General features: G+C 65.2%; 10 protein-coding genes. 2 read left to right on the plus strand and 8 right to left on the minus strand.

All coding sequences use genetic code 11. The features are described from left to right. Positions 1 to 58: 58 nt before the first annotated feature. Entirely contained in the window at positions 59 to 424 is a 366-nt protein-coding gene (locus HOP59_RS13030; protein WP_234254213.1) for a glutaredoxin family protein, read from the minus strand. Next, complete coding sequence (gene rlmKL, locus HOP59_RS13035; protein ID WP_234254214.1) at positions 421 to 2,634, minus strand: bifunctional 23S rRNA (guanine(2069)-N(7))-methyltransferase RlmK/23S rRNA (guanine(2445)-N(2))-methyltransferase RlmL; 2,214 nt, start codon at positions 2,632 to 2,634, stop codon at positions 421 to 423. The genes HOP59_RS13030 and rlmKL overlap by 4 nt, the downstream gene beginning before the upstream one ends. A 276-nt stretch (positions 2,635 to 2,910) precedes the next feature. Here rlmKL and rmf point away from each other — a divergent pair, with 276 nt between their 5' ends. After that, positions 2,911 to 3,117 (plus strand): ribosome modulation factor, encoded by a 207-nt coding sequence (gene rmf / locus HOP59_RS13040; protein ID WP_010627829.1) that lies wholly within the window; start codon positions 2,911 to 2,913, stop codon positions 3,115 to 3,117. Positions 3,118 to 3,221: 104 nt separating this feature from the next. On the opposite strand, the gene HOP59_RS13045 is transcribed toward rmf, so the two are convergent. The 5 genes from HOP59_RS13045 to HOP59_RS13065 all read right to left on the minus strand — a co-directional run bounded on the left by HOP59_RS13045 (position 3,222) and on the right by HOP59_RS13065 (position 12,030). After that, positions 3,222 to 4,262, minus strand: a complete 1,041-nt coding sequence (locus HOP59_RS13045; protein WP_234254215.1) for a quinone-dependent dihydroorotate dehydrogenase — start codon at positions 4,260 to 4,262, stop codon at positions 3,222 to 3,224. Between the two features lie 157 nt (positions 4,263 to 4,419). Further along, on the minus strand, positions 4,420 to 9,261 hold the full coding sequence (locus HOP59_RS13050; RefSeq protein WP_234254216.1) for an NAD-glutamate dehydrogenase: 4,842 nt from the start codon (positions 9,259 to 9,261) through the stop codon (positions 4,420 to 4,422). Between the two features lie 198 nt (positions 9,262 to 9,459). Further along, positions 9,460 to 10,569: a tRNA (uridine(54)-C5)-methyltransferase TrmA gene (trmA, locus tag HOP59_RS13055; RefSeq protein WP_234254217.1), complete on the minus strand. Its 1,110-nt coding sequence runs from the start codon at positions 10,567 to 10,569 to the stop codon at positions 9,460 to 9,462. Between the two features lie 41 nt (positions 10,570 to 10,610). Further along, a complete protein-coding gene (gene murI / locus HOP59_RS13060; protein ID WP_026038048.1) occupies positions 10,611 to 11,387 on the minus strand; it encodes a glutamate racemase in 777 nt (258 codons plus the stop codon). A gap of 97 nt (positions 11,388 to 11,484) precedes the next feature. Then, positions 11,485 to 12,030 carry a hemerythrin domain-containing protein gene (locus HOP59_RS13065; RefSeq protein ID WP_026038047.1) on the minus strand — a complete coding sequence of 182 codons (546 nt, stop codon included), beginning with the start codon at positions 12,028 to 12,030 and terminating at the stop codon, positions 11,485 to 11,487. Positions 12,031 to 12,233: 203 nt separating this feature from the next. On the opposite strand from HOP59_RS13065, the gene HOP59_RS13070 reads away from it, so the two are divergent. Next, positions 12,234 to 13,574, plus strand: a complete 1,341-nt coding sequence (locus HOP59_RS13070; RefSeq protein ID WP_010627823.1) for a replication-associated recombination protein A — start codon at positions 12,234 to 12,236, stop codon at positions 13,572 to 13,574. A 237-nt stretch (positions 13,575 to 13,811) separates the two neighbouring features. Here the strand turns inward: HOP59_RS13070 and lolA are convergent, their stop codons facing one another. Continuing rightward, positions 13,812 to 14,441: an outer membrane lipoprotein periplasmic chaperone LolA gene (lolA, locus tag HOP59_RS13075; protein ID WP_234254218.1), complete on the minus strand. Its 630-nt coding sequence runs from the start codon at positions 14,439 to 14,441 to the stop codon at positions 13,812 to 13,814. Between the last annotated feature and the right edge of the window lie 36 nt (positions 14,442 to 14,477).

Below are 14,477 nucleotides of genomic sequence, written 5' to 3' on the forward strand. Positions count from 1 at the left end.
CACCACAGAGAAACGGGAGCCTGGTATACGCTGGGTCAACGTAGCTTATTAGCGTCAGTCAGCCCAGATAGCGTCTTCCGCTGGAACGGGCAGTAGTCTTGCCAGTAGTTTTGACAGTATCGTGCCCGCCGCTCCCTGACTCGCCTACACCGGCCTGCAGCCTCCGCCAGACGGCTTCATCGAGACGGCCGCGCTCGGCCAACCAGTTGGCCAGCCGCGGCGGCTCGAAGCCCAGGTCGAGCTCCTCGCCCGCTTCGTCCACCAGCACCGGGATGCGCACGCCGTAGCGTTGCATCAATGCCTCGTCTTCGCTGATCTCGACCTTGTTCAGCCGGTATTCACCCTCATGCAGCACGTCCAGCAAGGCTTCGAGACGCTCGCACAGATGACAGCCCAGCGTGGTGTAGAGCGTCAGGTGGGTCATGCTCCCTCCCGGTGACGAATTAAAAATACATGATGAATGTCGGGGCGGCGAGTGAAGTCCGGATCGAAAGTGCGCGCCGAGATTTCCGCCACGGTGAAGCGCTCAGCCAGGCCCGGGTCGAGCTGGAAACGGCGCTGGTTGTTGGAGAACACCAGGGTTCCGCCCGCGGCCAGCCGCGCCATGGCCAGCGAGACCAGACGCACGTGGTCGCGCTGCACGTCGAGCGTGCCCTCCATCTTCTTGGAATTGGAGAACGTCGGCGGATCGAGGAAGATCAGGTCGAACTCGGCCCTGGCGGTTTCCAACCAGCGCAGGCAGTCGTCGCGCACCACACGATGGCGCGCCGGATCGAGGCCGTTGAGGGCGAAGTTGTCCCGCGCCCACTCCAGATAGGTGTTGGAGAGATCGACGCTGACACTGTCGGTGGCACCGCCCGCCTCTTGCGTACCCAACGCAGCCTGCACCGTGGCCGCGGCGGTGTAGCAGAACAGGTTGAGGAAGCGCTTGCCCGCCGCCATCTCGCCCAGCATGCGACGTACCGGGCGATGGTCGAGGAACAGCCCGGTGTCGAGATAGTCACGCAGGTTGACCCATAGCCTGGCACGCCCTTCGTGCACCTGGAAACGCTCACCGGTGCTGGCCTGCTTGCGGTACTGGTCCTTGCCGCTCTGCTTCTCGCGACGCTTGATCACCACTTGCCCCGGGTCGACGCCCAGCACCTCGGGAATCACCTGCAGAGCGTCGAACAGGCGCTTCTGCGCCTGGGCGGCATTCACCGAGCGCGGCGCTGCGTACTCCTGAACGTGCACCCGCCCATCGTAGACATCCACCGCCAGGGCGTACTCCGGCATGTCGGCATCGTAGAGCCGGTAGCAGCTCTCACCCGACTGCTTGAGCCACTTCTTCAACCGCTTGCGGTTCTTCTCCAGGCGGTTGGCGAACATTTGCGCCCCCTCGCTGCGTCGGGGCGTCGCCGCGCCGGAAGCGCTACCCGCCCCAGCGTCCTGGGCGACGTCCGCCGCGTCGGGAACGTCCATCAACAGCAGCTTGGCCTCGAGCGGGCCGTTCTTCAGCGAATACTGCTTGTCGGCGCGCAGGCCAATTCGATGGCCGAGATCGGGATTGGCGGTGAACACCGCCAGGCGCCAGCCGGGAAATGCCTGCCGTATGCCCTCACCCAGCTCACGATAGAGCGTCACCAGCTCGGGCAGCTCGCCCAGCCGCTCGCCGTATGGCGGGTTGGTGATGACCAGGCCTCGCACCTCATCGCCCAACTCGGAAGGCCGCTGCAGTTGGCCAAGCGAGGCGCCCTGGAAGTCGATCAGTGCCGGAATGCCGGCTCGCATGGCGTTGGCCTTTGCTGCCGCTAGCGCCGGTGGGCTCTGGTCGAAGCCGCAGAGCCGGCTGCGGCAGCGCTTGCGGCCGATGCTGGCACGGGCCTCGGCCTCGCGCCTGAGCTCGGCCCAAAGCGCTTCGTCGTGCTGCGCCCAGCCGTGAAAACCGAAGCGCACCCGGTTCAGATTGGGTGCCATGTCGGCAGCCATCAGCGCCGCCTCGATCAGCAGCGTGCCGGCACCGCACAGCGGGTCGACCAGCGCCTGACCGTCGCGCAGGCGCTGCGGCCAGCCGGCACGGATGAGCAGCGCCGCCGCCAAGTTCTCCTTGAGCGGGGCATGCCCCACGTCGCGACGGTAACCGCGACGATGCAGGCTCTCGCCGGAGAGATCCACGCCCAGGGTGAGACGCCCCCGGTGCAGATGGGCATAAAGCCGCAGATCGGGACGCTGCAGGTCGACGTCGGGGCGCGGCCGCCCCTGTGCCTGCAGCGCATCGACCACGCCGTCCTTGACCGTCTGGGCACCGAAGCGGGTATGACGAATCTGCTCGCTGCGGCCATGGAAATCCACCGCCAGGGTGGCGCCAGGACGCAGATGAGCCGACCAGTCCACTCCGGCCACGGCCCGATGCAGCGCCTCGGGGTGCTCGATGCCCTCTTCGCGCAGCAGGCACAGCACGATACGATTGGCCAGCCGCGACCACAGGCAGGCGCGATAGGCCGTGGCCAGATCGGCGCGAAAATGCACGCCGGCCACCGTACTCCTGTCGACTTCCGCACCCAGCGCACGCAGCTCGTCGGCCAGCAGTTCTTCCAAGCCCTTGGGGCAGGTGGCCAGCAGGGCCGCTGTTTCCCTTTGCAATGAATCACTCATGCGTCGTTCCCGCCCCCTTCGGCCGGGCATATTCCTTTCGTTACAATTTTGTCTCTGTCTTATGACGAAACATAGGTCGACAATGCCCCCCATGATGGGCTAAGAGTAGTCATGGTAGCTACTGTAAAGACGCATGCGTACACCCAGCGGGCCTCTGGTCCCGCATGACCTCGCTCTGCCGTCGTTAAGGGACTGATTAACGGCTAGGCGAACGGTGGAACGTCGGGGCGCGCATGTCGTGCGTCCCAATTTGGTACCTTTACAAGAGGTCATCCGATGAAAAGACAGAAACGTGATCGCTACCAACGCGCCTACCTTCATGGCTACAAGGCTGGCATTTCCGGGCGCTCCCGCGACGACTGTCCCAGTCAGGATGTCAACATACGTGAATACTGGATGAGCGGTTGGCGTGAAGGCCGAGGAGACCAATGGGCCGGCATGACCGGTGTCTCCGGCATTCACAAGAACCCCATGGTGCTATAAGCAGCCTCTTTCTCGACCAACCCGATATCCCTTCACCGTCGCCGAACGGTGAAGCATGAGCTAAGCCCGTGCCTTGCACGGGCTTTCTTGTGTCGACAGTACCGCTACTCCCCCACTTTGCCGGAGCGAACAGCGGCCGCTTTCAGCGCCTCGGCGCACTCGGCGATCAGCGTCGGCCCGCGGTAGATGAAACCCGAATAGAGCTGCACCAGATCGGCTCCCGCCTCGACCTTGGCCACCGCCGCGTCTCCGCTGTCGATCCCACCCACACCGATGATGGGCAGTACGGGAAGGTGACGACGCAGCTCACGAATCACCTGGTTGGAGGGCTCGAACACCGGCTGCCCGGAAAGACCGCCCTGCTCGTCGGCATGGGGCAGCCCGGCCACCGCCTCACGCGACACCGTGGTGTTGGTGGCAATCACCGCATCGATACCGCTACGGGCGATGCTTGCCGCCACCAGCCCCACCTCCTCGGCGCTCATGTCCGGTGCGATCTTGACCGCCAGCGGCACCTTCCGCCCCGCTTGCCGGTCCAGTCGGTCGCCCGCCTCGCGCAGGGTGCCCAGCAACGTGTCGAGGTGCTCGCCGAACTGCAGGTTGCGTAGCCCCGGCGTATTGGGCGAGGAGATGTTGACCGTCACGTAATGCGCATGGGCGTGCACCTTCTCCAGGCAGATCAGGTAGTCATCCACCGCGCGCTCCACCGGAGTGGTGAGGTTCTTGCCGATGTTGATGCCGATCATGCCGTCGTAGCGCGATGCCTTGACCCGCGCCACCAGGTGGTCCACTCCGGCATTGTTGAAACCCATGCGATTGATGATCGCGCCACCCTCGGGCAGACGAAACAGGCGCGGCTTGGGATTGCCGTCCTGAGGCTTGGGCGTGACGGTGCCGACCTCGACGAAGCCGAAGCCGAGCGCACCCAGCGCATCGAGGTGGTCGGCATTCTTGTCCAGCCCCGCCGCCAGGCCCACCCGATTGGGAAAGCGCAGCCCCATCAGCTCCACCGGGTCGTCGATTCGCTTGCCGCCCAGCACACCCGACAGCTTCAGGCAGTGGGCCAGATCCAGGGCACGCAGCGCATGGCCGTGGGCGGTTTCTGCGTCGAGGCGAAACAGAATCGAGCGGGCAAGCGCGTACATGAGATCTCCTGGCGGTTGGCAATGGGCGGTTGGCGATGGGCGACTGGCGATAGGCCCGGTTGGAAAGGCGGGCGGATTATAACAGCGCTGCCAGGCCAAGACGACGAACCCCGCCATGGGCGGGGTTCGCAGTACCACGGAGTTGTTGTCGTCTCGCTCAGGTTTCGCCGTTGCTCTCGGCCAGATCGACCAGTTCGCGTACGGCCACGGCAAACAGCGGGAAGCTCGACTGGCTGCCGCCGCCACGCACCTCGGCGATCAGCCGGCACCAACGCTCATGCAGCGAGGCATGCGTAGCCAGCCAGTTGTCGACGCGCTCGTCGGGCTCGCGCCCGTCATCGGTCTTGAGCACGCTCACCGTCAGCGCCAACTGCTGGCGGTCGATGTCGTCGCGGAAGGTCTCGCGGGCCTGGGCCTGCCAGCTGTCACGCACGTTGAGATTGCTCACCTGCTGGATCATCCAGGGCAGCTCGAGACGGTTACCGATCTCGAAGAAGACCTCGGCAACGCGCTGTGGCTTCTCGTCGGCCTGGCGGGCCGCCTGGATGATGCCGAGCGCGCCGTAGAGGCTTCCCGAGGCCGCCACCGTGGCCGCCAGCTCTTCGGGCACCCCGGCCTCGAGCAGCTCACCGCGCTTGTGCTCCCAGCGTTCGCGCTCCTCGCCGCGCAGCAGCTCGCCGATGCTCTCCTGCAGCTGGGCCACACGCGGAGCGAAGTACTCGATGGCATCGCGAGTGGAGAGCCCCAGACGCTGACGCAGGAACCAGCGGGTGGTGCGGCGGATCAAGCGGATGAGATCCGTCATCATGGTGTACTGCACCTGGCTCGGCACCTGGTTGTCCAGCGCCTCGATACGCTCCCACAGGCTGGAGAGCTGGAAGCTGTCGCGGGCAATGACATAGGCACGGGCGATATCGGCCGGGCTGGCGCCGGTGGAGTCGATCAGCAGCCGCACGAAGACGATACCCATGTGATCGACCAGATCGTTGGCCACCTGAGTGGAGACGATCTCGCGCTTGAGGCGATGGTCGTACATCTCGTCGGGGAAGCGCTCGACCAGTACCCGTGGGAAGATACGTTCCACGTACTGCTGGATATAGGGGTCGTCGGGCACGTCGGAGGCCAACACCTCGCCCTTGAGCACGCTCTTGGAGTAGGAGATCAGCACCGAGAGCTCCGGATGAGTCATCCCCTGGTCGTCGTTGGCTCGCTCCAGCAGCTCCTCGTCGGAGGGCAGGAATTCCAGCTCCCGGTCGAGCTGGCCAGCGGCCTCCAGCCCGCTGATGAAGCGCCGGTAGGGGTCGATGCCCTGACGCGAGAAGATGGCCGAGATATCCAGCGCCTGGGTCTGGCGGTAGTTGTCGAGGATGACCAGATCGGCCACCTCCTCGGTCATGTCGGCGAGCAGCTGGTTACGCTGCTTGTCGGTCATGTCGCCGCGCTTGACCACCTCATCGATGAGGATCTTGATGTTGACCTCATGGTCGGAGCAGTTGACCCCGCCGGCGTTGTCGATGAAGTCGGTATTGACCAGTACGCCCTTGGCGGCGGCCTCCATGCGGCCACGCTGGGTCAGGCCCAGGTTGCCGCCCTCGCCCACCACCCGGCAGTTGAGATCGCTGCCGTTGATGCGCAGCGCATCGTTGGCCTTGTCGCCGACCATGGCGTCGGTCTCGGCGCTGCCCTTGACGTAGGTGCCGATCCCGCCGTTCCACAGCAGATCGATCTGGGACTTGAGCATGGCGCGGATGAAATCGTTGGGCGAGAGACGATCCTCGGCGATGCCGAAGACCTCTTTCATCTGCGGCGTCATGGCGATCGACTTGGCGCTGCGCTTGAACACGCCACCGCCCTCGGAGATCAGCGAGGCGTCGAAGTCCTCCCAGCTGGAGCGCGGCAACTCGAACAGGCGCTTGCGCTCGGCGAAGGTGGCCGCCGCATCGGGATTCGGGTCGACGAAGATGTGCAGATGGTTGAAGGCCCCCACCAGACGGATCTTGTCGGAGAGCAGCATGCCGTTGCCGAACACGTCGCCGCCCATGTCGCCGATGCCGACCACGGTGAACTCCTCTTCCTGGGTGTTCAGGCCCAGATTGCGGAAGTGGCGCTTCACCGATTCCCAGGCACCGCGGGCGGTGATGCCCATCTTCTTGTGGTCGTAGCCGTTGGCCCCGCCAGAGGCGAAGGCATCGCCCAGCCAGTGGCCGTACTCGACGGAAATCTCGTTGGCGATGTCGGAGAAGGTCGCCGTGCCCTTGTCGGCCGCCACCACCAGATAGGCGTCGTCATCGTCGTGACGCACCACGTCCCTGGGCGGCACCACCTCGCCGCCGACCAGGTTGTCGGTCACGTCGAGCAGCGCCCGGATGAAGGTCTTGTAGCAGGCGATGCCCTCCTGCTGGATGGCGTCGCGGTCGCCCCCTTCGGGCAGGCGCTTGCAGACGAAGCCGCCCTTGGCACCCACCGGCACGATGACGGCGTTCTTGACCTGCTGGGCCTTGACCAGCCCCAGCACCTCGGTGCGGAAGTCCTCATGGCGATCCGACCAGCGCAGCCCGCCGCGGGCCACCTTGCCGCCGCGCAGGTGGACACCCTCGACCCGCGGTGAGCAGACGAAGATCTCGAAGGCCGGGCGCGGCTTGGGCATGCCGGTGATGTGCTTGGGATCCAGCTTGTAGGCGATGTAGTCCTTGAAGCCGCCGTCGGCACTGCGCTGGTAGTAATTGGTGCGCAGGGTGGCCTGGATCATCTCCATGAAGCGGCGCAGCAACTGGTCGTCATTGAGGCTGGCCACGCCGTCGAGGTGGCGGTTGAGTCGCTCGACGCAGGCTTCCACCTCCTCTTCGCCGGGACGATCCGCGGGGTCGAAGCGCAGCTTGAACAGCGCGACCAGCTCGCGGGTGATCTCGGGGTAGTTGGTCAACGCAGAGGCAATGTAGTCCTGCGACATGCCGAAGCGAATCTGCTTCAGATAACGGGCATAGGCCCGCAGCATGGCCACTTCCCGCCAGTCCAGGTTGGCGGCGATCACCAGGCGGTTGAAGCCGTCGTTCTCGGCCTCGCCGACCCAGATGCGCTTGAATGCCTCGATGAAGGGCTCGCGCATCTTCTGCAGGCTGACCTCGGTGGAGGTATGGTGCTCCAGGTCGAAGTCGTGCAGCCAGTAACGCACGTCGGGAGTGACGATCTCGTAGGGGCGCTCGCCGATCACGCGCAGCCCCAGGTTCTCCATCACCGGCAGCACGTCGGAGAGCGGAATGGTGCGATCGCGCTGGAACAGCTTGAGATTGACGCCGCTGCCCTCCTCCTCCACCAGCCGATAGAGCGTCAGCGCCAGCGGCTCGCCGGCATCGAGGTCGGCCAGGTGCTGCAGGTCGAACACCGCCGTGCGCGAGCCGAAGTCGTCGCGATAGCTGGCCGGGAAAGCGTCACGGAAGCGATCCATCAACCGGTTGGCCTGCTCCTCGCCGAAGCCTTCGACCAGCGCCTCGTGCAGCTCGTCGCGCCAGCTGCGCGCCAGCTGTGCCACCTTGGCCTCGAGCCGCTTGAGGTTGACCTCTCGGGGCACATCGCCACGGAAGCGCAGGATGAACTGGATACGCGCCAGAATCGATTCCGAGAGATAGGTGTTGAAGTCACCGAAGGTGGCATCGAGCTCTTCGCACAGCAGGTTCTGGATACGCACGCGCAGGTCGGTGGAGAAGACGTCGCGCGGCACGAACACCAGGCAGGAGTGGAAGCGCCCGGAGCGGTCGGTGCGAATGAACAGGCGGACGCGGCGCCGCTCGCGAATGTCGAGAATGCCCAGCGCGGTGTGGGCCAGCTCCTGGGTGTCGATCTGGAACAGGTCGTCGCGAGGGTAGACCTCGAGGATCTGCAGCAGCTGCTTGCCGTTGTGCCCCTTGGGGTTGAATCCGGCAATCTCCATCACTGCCTTGAGCTTGCGCCGCAGCAGCGGAATGTTGCGCGGCGACTCGTTGTAGACGCTGGCGGTGAACAGGCCGAGGAAGCGATGCTCGCCGATCACACGGCCCTGTTCGTCGTAGCGATCGATGGAGACGTAATCGGGATAGGTGGGGCGGTGCACCCGGGCGTGGTGCGAACTCTTGGCAAAGGAGAGCAGCTGCGGCACGAGCACGAAACGGTTGCCCTCGATCCCCAGCTCGGTGCGGATACGCTCCTGGTAGCGCGGCAGATCCAGACGGAACACGCCGAGTTCGCTACCCTGCTCCTTGATCAGTCGGTCGCCGTCGGCGTCCGACTCGATGGTAAAGGCGTCGTAGCCCAGAAAGGTGAAGTTGTCGCGCACCAGCCACTCGAGAAAAGCGATTGCCTCTTCGTGGTCGCCCGGCTCGATCTGCTCGGGACGCCCGGCCTTGAGCTCGGCAACCGCTTCCAGGGCGCGCTCGTTCATCGCATCGTAGTCGCCCACGGCAATGCGCACGTCGCGCAGCACCTCGCGCAGCGACTCCTCGATGTCGGCCAACACCTCGGGGTTGGAGTGGCGGTCGATCTCGATGGCGATCAGCGATTCGCGCTGCTCGGGGGCGTCGGCAGCCCGCGGCGAACCGACCCGCACCAGGTCGTGGCCCGCACTGCGCTCCACCGCCAGTACGGCATTGTGGATCGCGTGCACGGTGAGCGCCCGCCGGTTGAGCTCGATACGCACCGAGTCGACCAGAAAGGGCATGTCCTCGTGCAGCACGGCAACGAAGGTATGGGAAGACTGCCAGCCGTGCTCCTCGAAATCGGGATTGAAGACGCGCACCTTGGGCGAGGCGTGATCGAAGTGCTGAATGTAGTGCCATACCGACAGCGTGGCACCGTAGAGGTCGTCCAGGCGGCGGTCGGCCAGGTCCTCGAGCGGCACGGTGGCGTAAAAATGGCGGGCGAACGCTTCCACCTCTTCGGCCCGCGCCTTCTCGAGTCGGCTGTCCAGGCGCTCGCGCAGCTGCTTGAGAATCTCCTGCCGGCCCACTTCGATCGTCTCGTATTGCATCCCTCACCTCGGCTGCCTGGGGCCGCGTATCGGCCCTGGGAAAGAATCGGCGTGGCCCGGGGCCACGTGTCGGGAAGCTTACTCCAGCCCTGCGCCACACCCTACCGACTTGCCAGCCTTCTCATGGTGCATGTCGCTTGTGCATCGAGACCGAACGTTTTGCCACTTGACAACCACCGATTGCTTCAGAATCGAAAATCAAGCGACGTGTCTTTCCAGCAGCACACCGCATTCACAGTGATGGGTCCAGGGGAACTGATCGAACAGTGCAAAACGGGCAATTCGATGCGTGCGGCTCAGCGACTCCAGGTTCTGCTCCAACGTATCCGGGTTGCATGAAATATAGACGACTCGCGAATATTCGCTCAGTTGGCGGCAGCTTGCCTCGTCGAGGCCGGCGCGCGGCGGATCCACCAGCACGGTGGAGAAGTCATATGCCTCCAGCGCCATTTCAGTCACGCGTCGGCCGCCTTTCTCGCCCTTCAGCGCAGCGGCGAACTCCTCCGCCGACATGCGTCCCACCGCGGCATTGTCGATGCCGTTGGCCGCCAGGTTCTGCTGTGCGCTGGCGACGGAGGTACGCGAAATCTCGGTGGCCAGCACGCGGCGGAAGTTCTCGGCCAGGGCCACGGTGAAGTTGCCGTTGCCGCAGTAGAGCTCCACCAGGTCGCTCGATTGACTGCCCCGGGTCACGTCCCGGGCCCAGGTCAGCATGGCCCGACTGACCTCGGCATTGGGCTGAGTGAAGCTGTTCTCCACCTGCTGGTAGTGGAAGGTGCGCCCTTCCACCTCGAGCCGCTCCCAGACATGATCGCGCTCGAGCACCAGGCGCTGCTTGCGCGAGCGACCGATGATCAGGATGTCCAGCGCCTGCTGCAACCGCCGTGCCTCGCTCTCCCAGGCCTCGTCCAGCGGGCGATGGTAGATCAGGGTCACCAGCGCCTCGCCGGAAAGCGTAGTCAGGAACTCGACCTGGAACAGCCGGCGGCGCAGCACGTCGCTTGCCAGCAGCGCCTCGCGCAGGCGCGGCATCAGCTCGTTGATACGCCCGCTGGCGACGGGATAGTCGTCCAGCCGGATCACCCGCTTGTGCTTGGGATCGTCCGGGTCGACATCGAACATGGCGAAGAAGAGGTCGTCGCCTTCGTGCCACAGGCGGAATTCGCAGCGCTGCCGATAGTGGCTCGGCGGCGAGGCGAAGACCTCCAGCGGGGGCGGCGAAAAGCGCTCGAACTGCCGGCTGATGCGCTCACGCTTGGTCGCCAGCTGCTGGTCGTAGCGTTCGGGGTCGACAACGGGAATGGACACGGCATCTCCTGACGTGTGCAGGGTGGAAAGAAAATATTGGGTCAGCCGACGATGAGCAGGCGCGGCTCGTCGAAACCGAAAGTGGCCACGGCACGGGCCAGACGGGCATCCGGCGCCGTCGCCAGGCTCTCGTCGCGTCCGCTCGCGATCTCGAGCTCCTGCACCACCTGGGCGGTACGCCGGGCGATGGCCTCACCGGAGTCGACCAGTTGGACCGGCCTGGGGGCGGCGGCCACGATGCGCTCGGCGAGCAGCGGAAAGTGAGTGCAGCCGAGCACGACGGTATCGAGATCGGGCGCTTCCCACAGGGGGGCGGTCACGGCATCGATGACCGCCTGGTCCGGCTCATCGCCGGCCAGGAATCGCTCCACCTCACGTACCATCGGGTCGGCGGCGACCCGAGTGACACGACAGTCGGCGGCAAAGGTCTCGATCAACCGGTCGGTATAGGGACGCGCCACGGTAGCGCTGGTGGCCAGCAAGCCGATGTGCCGGCTGCGACTCTGGGCAGCGGCGGGTTTGATCGCCGGCACGGTCCCCACCACCGGAACCGACAGATGTTCGCGCAGCGCATCCAGCGCCAGGGTGCTGGCCGTGTTGCAGGCAACGACCAGGACGGAGCATTCGCTCGCAGCCACGGCGGCCTTGCACACGGCCAGGATGCGCTCCACCAGCCACGCATCGGGGCGGATGCCGTAGGGCAACATGGCGTTGTCGCAGGCATAGACCAAGGCGGCACCAGGCAGGTGGTGCCGCAATGACGGTACGACCGACAGGCCGCCGACGCCGGAATCGAAGATCAGTATCGGGCCAGACATGGCGAAACGAGGCGCATTGAAATCGCTCGGCTGCTGCAAAGGGCTCTATTCTAGCAGCATGCCGAACGAGCTGAAGCCCCCGTTTCGCCGCCTGACGTCAGGCTGCCGGTTCCGCGGTCTCGCGCAGCTCGGCGTATAGCTCCGGATAGGCTTCCTGCAGCCGCCCCAACTTGGCCGCCGCGCCTTCCGGCAGCGCCTGGGCCAGTAGCTCCAGGTCGCGATCGTTGAAGTATTCGCGAATCAGCGGGAACAGCAGTTCGCGCTCATCGCGCAGATAGGCACGGTGCGCGTCGAGGTAGGCCTTGAGATCGTCGGCAAATCGGTCCATGGGGATGACCGCATCCATCAGGATCATGTCGATGTCGCCGGATAGCTGATTCAGGCGCTTGCGCAAGGCCTGATAGTCGCTGGACAACCGCTCGGTCAATTCCTGGGTTTCGGGCGCCAGGGCCTGAAGCCTCTCCGAGCAGACGCGTTCGAGGGGAACGGTGAACTCTTCCATGTAGTCGAGAATGTAATCGACGACTTCGCGGACCAGCTTGAAGTTGGGCCGTTCTCCGTCAGCGAGGGACTTCTGTTTGAGCTGAAGGACGTGCAACATGCGCGCCATATTGGCATGATCCTGACGCAGTTGGGTCAGCATGGGCATGTCGAGGCCTCCTCTAACGATGAGCGTATAGTGTTGGAGTCGCGGGACAGGAGCAGGTTCAGTCTCGTCGCCGTCGAGATACGGTCTTGTCGCCAACGAGACACGGGGCAAAAGCGGGATGCTGTATCACCCTAGACCCTTTATGCCGATCCCGCACATCGCCCAAGGTCGAATTTGCAAGCACCAAGGAGTATGCCATGGACCTTTTCGGTAAGGCGTCTGACGATTCCGCCCCCCTGGCCTATCGCATGCGCCCGCGCCGCCTCGACGATTACGTGGGCCAGCAGGCCTTGGTGGGTCCAGGCAAGCCGCTGCGACGCATGGCCGAGGCGGGCATCGTGCGCTCGATGATCTTGTGGGGGCCGCCCGGCACCGGCAAGACCACCCTGGCCGAGATCCTTGCCGAACACTCCGGCGCCCACCTGGAGCGACTCTCCGCGGTGATGGCGGGCGTGAAGGAGATTCGCGCCGCCGTTGATCGCGCGCGCGCCATGCAAGGCCAGGGCCGCCCCACGCTGCTCTTCCTCGACGAGATCCATCGGCTCAACAAGAGCCAGCAGGACGCCCTGCTGCCCCATGTGGAGGCGGGTCTGCTCACGTTGATCGGCGCCACCACCGAGAACCCCTCGTTCGAGGTCAACTCTGCCCTGCTCTCCCGGGCCCGCGTGCATGTGCTCACTGCACTCGACGAAGAAGAGCTCATGGAAGTGATGCGACGCGCCCTGAACGACGACGAGCGCGGCCTGGGCCAGCGCCGCATCGCCGTGGATGACGAAGTGCTCGGCATGCTGGCCCGCGCCGCGGCCGGCGACGCCCGTCGCGCCCTGGGCATGCTGGAGACCGCCTGCGACTTCACTGTCGTCGAGGGCGATGGCGAGCGCCTGCCCCGCGAGGCCCTGAATGCCGCGCTCGGTCACCAGGCCAGCGCCTTCGACAAGCAGGGCGACCACTACTACGACCTGCTCTCGGCGATCCACAAGTCAGTGCGCTCATCGCGCCAGGACGCCGCCCTGCTTTACATCGCCCGCTTCATCCAGGGCGGCGGCGACCCGCTCGACGTGGTTCGCCGCCTGGCGGCGATTGCCTCGGAGGACGTTGGCAATGCCGACCCTCGCGCGCTGCCGCTGGTCATGGCAGCCTGGGACGCCTACCTGCGCCTGGGCGACTACGAGGGCCAGCGCGCCATCGCCCATGCCGCCATTCACCTCTCCATCGCGCCCAAGAGCAACGCCATCGACCAGGCCTGGAAGCGTGCCAAGGCCTTCACGGCGGCTCAGCCGCGGCTGGAGGTGCCCACCTACCTGCGCAACGCCCCGACCAAGCTGATGGAGTCGCTGGGCCATGGCCACGGCTACCGCTACGCCCACAACGAGCCGGAAGGCTACCCGGCGGGCAGCCAGCATGACTGTTGGCCCGAGGAAGTGCCGCGAGAGGCCTTCTATCAGCCCAGCGAACACGGCCAGGAGAAGCGCTACGCCCAGCTGATGGCCTGGCGCGCCGAGCTGGATGCCCGGGCCGACGGAAACGCAGGCGAGTAGCAAGGCGAGCCGGAAAGACGCCAGCTAAGGAAACGCTGAATAAATCGGCGAGCGAGATGAAGCGCTAGGCGCACGGAGCACAGGAACCGGAGCATATGGGGTATATGTGAGGATTCCGCGCACCGCGCAACGCAGCGATTCGCTCGCGCAGCCATTTGTGCAGTGTTTCCCTAACGAAAGCGCCGCCTCAAGGGCGGCGCTTTGCGTTCTGCTTGAACTATCCGTGGATAACGAGGATCAGTGAGTGTCGCGGATCACGTCGGCCCCTTCGGGGATCTGGAACGCGAAGCGACGCTCGTCGATGGCGTGGTTGGTGCGCACGTCGCTGAACTCAATGACGGTCTCCTGGCCGGTGCTGTCGATCATCTGCAGGGCCGCCAGCTGCTCGCCGCGGAAGGTCATCTGCAGCTCTTCGAACAGGGTGTCCGGCGATCTCGGCACCAGCCGGAAGCTCTCGCCACCGCCCTCCTGATGGCGTGTGACCTCGTAGCTATCGGTCAGCTCGCGGGCGCTACCCGACAGCAGCAGCGCCGGGGTGTGGGTGACCCGCTGGTCGAGCGCCTGTACGGTGACCTGCTCCAGATCGGGATCGTAGAGATAGACCTCGCTGCCGTCGGAGATCACCTCCTGCTGATAGGGCGCCGCGACCTCCCAGCGGAACTTGCCGGGACGCGACAGCCACATCTGGCCGTTGGCCTGCTGCAGACGCTCCCCACTGCCGTCGAGGATCAACTGCTCGAAGCGCGCCTCGAGGGTTTCCAGTGGCTCCAACAGACTGGTCAGCCGGTCGGCACCTTCGCTGGCCAAGGCGGCTGCCGGCATGACGAGGGTAAGGGCCAGTGCAGTTAGGGTCTTCTTCACACTCATCGTCTCTCTCCCTGGGCGGGTCCTGAATGGATCCTG

This window comes from Billgrantia aerodenitrificans, from assembly GCF_021404405.1.
Lineage (GTDB): Bacteria > Pseudomonadota > Gammaproteobacteria > Pseudomonadales > Halomonadaceae > Halomonas > Halomonas aerodenitrificans.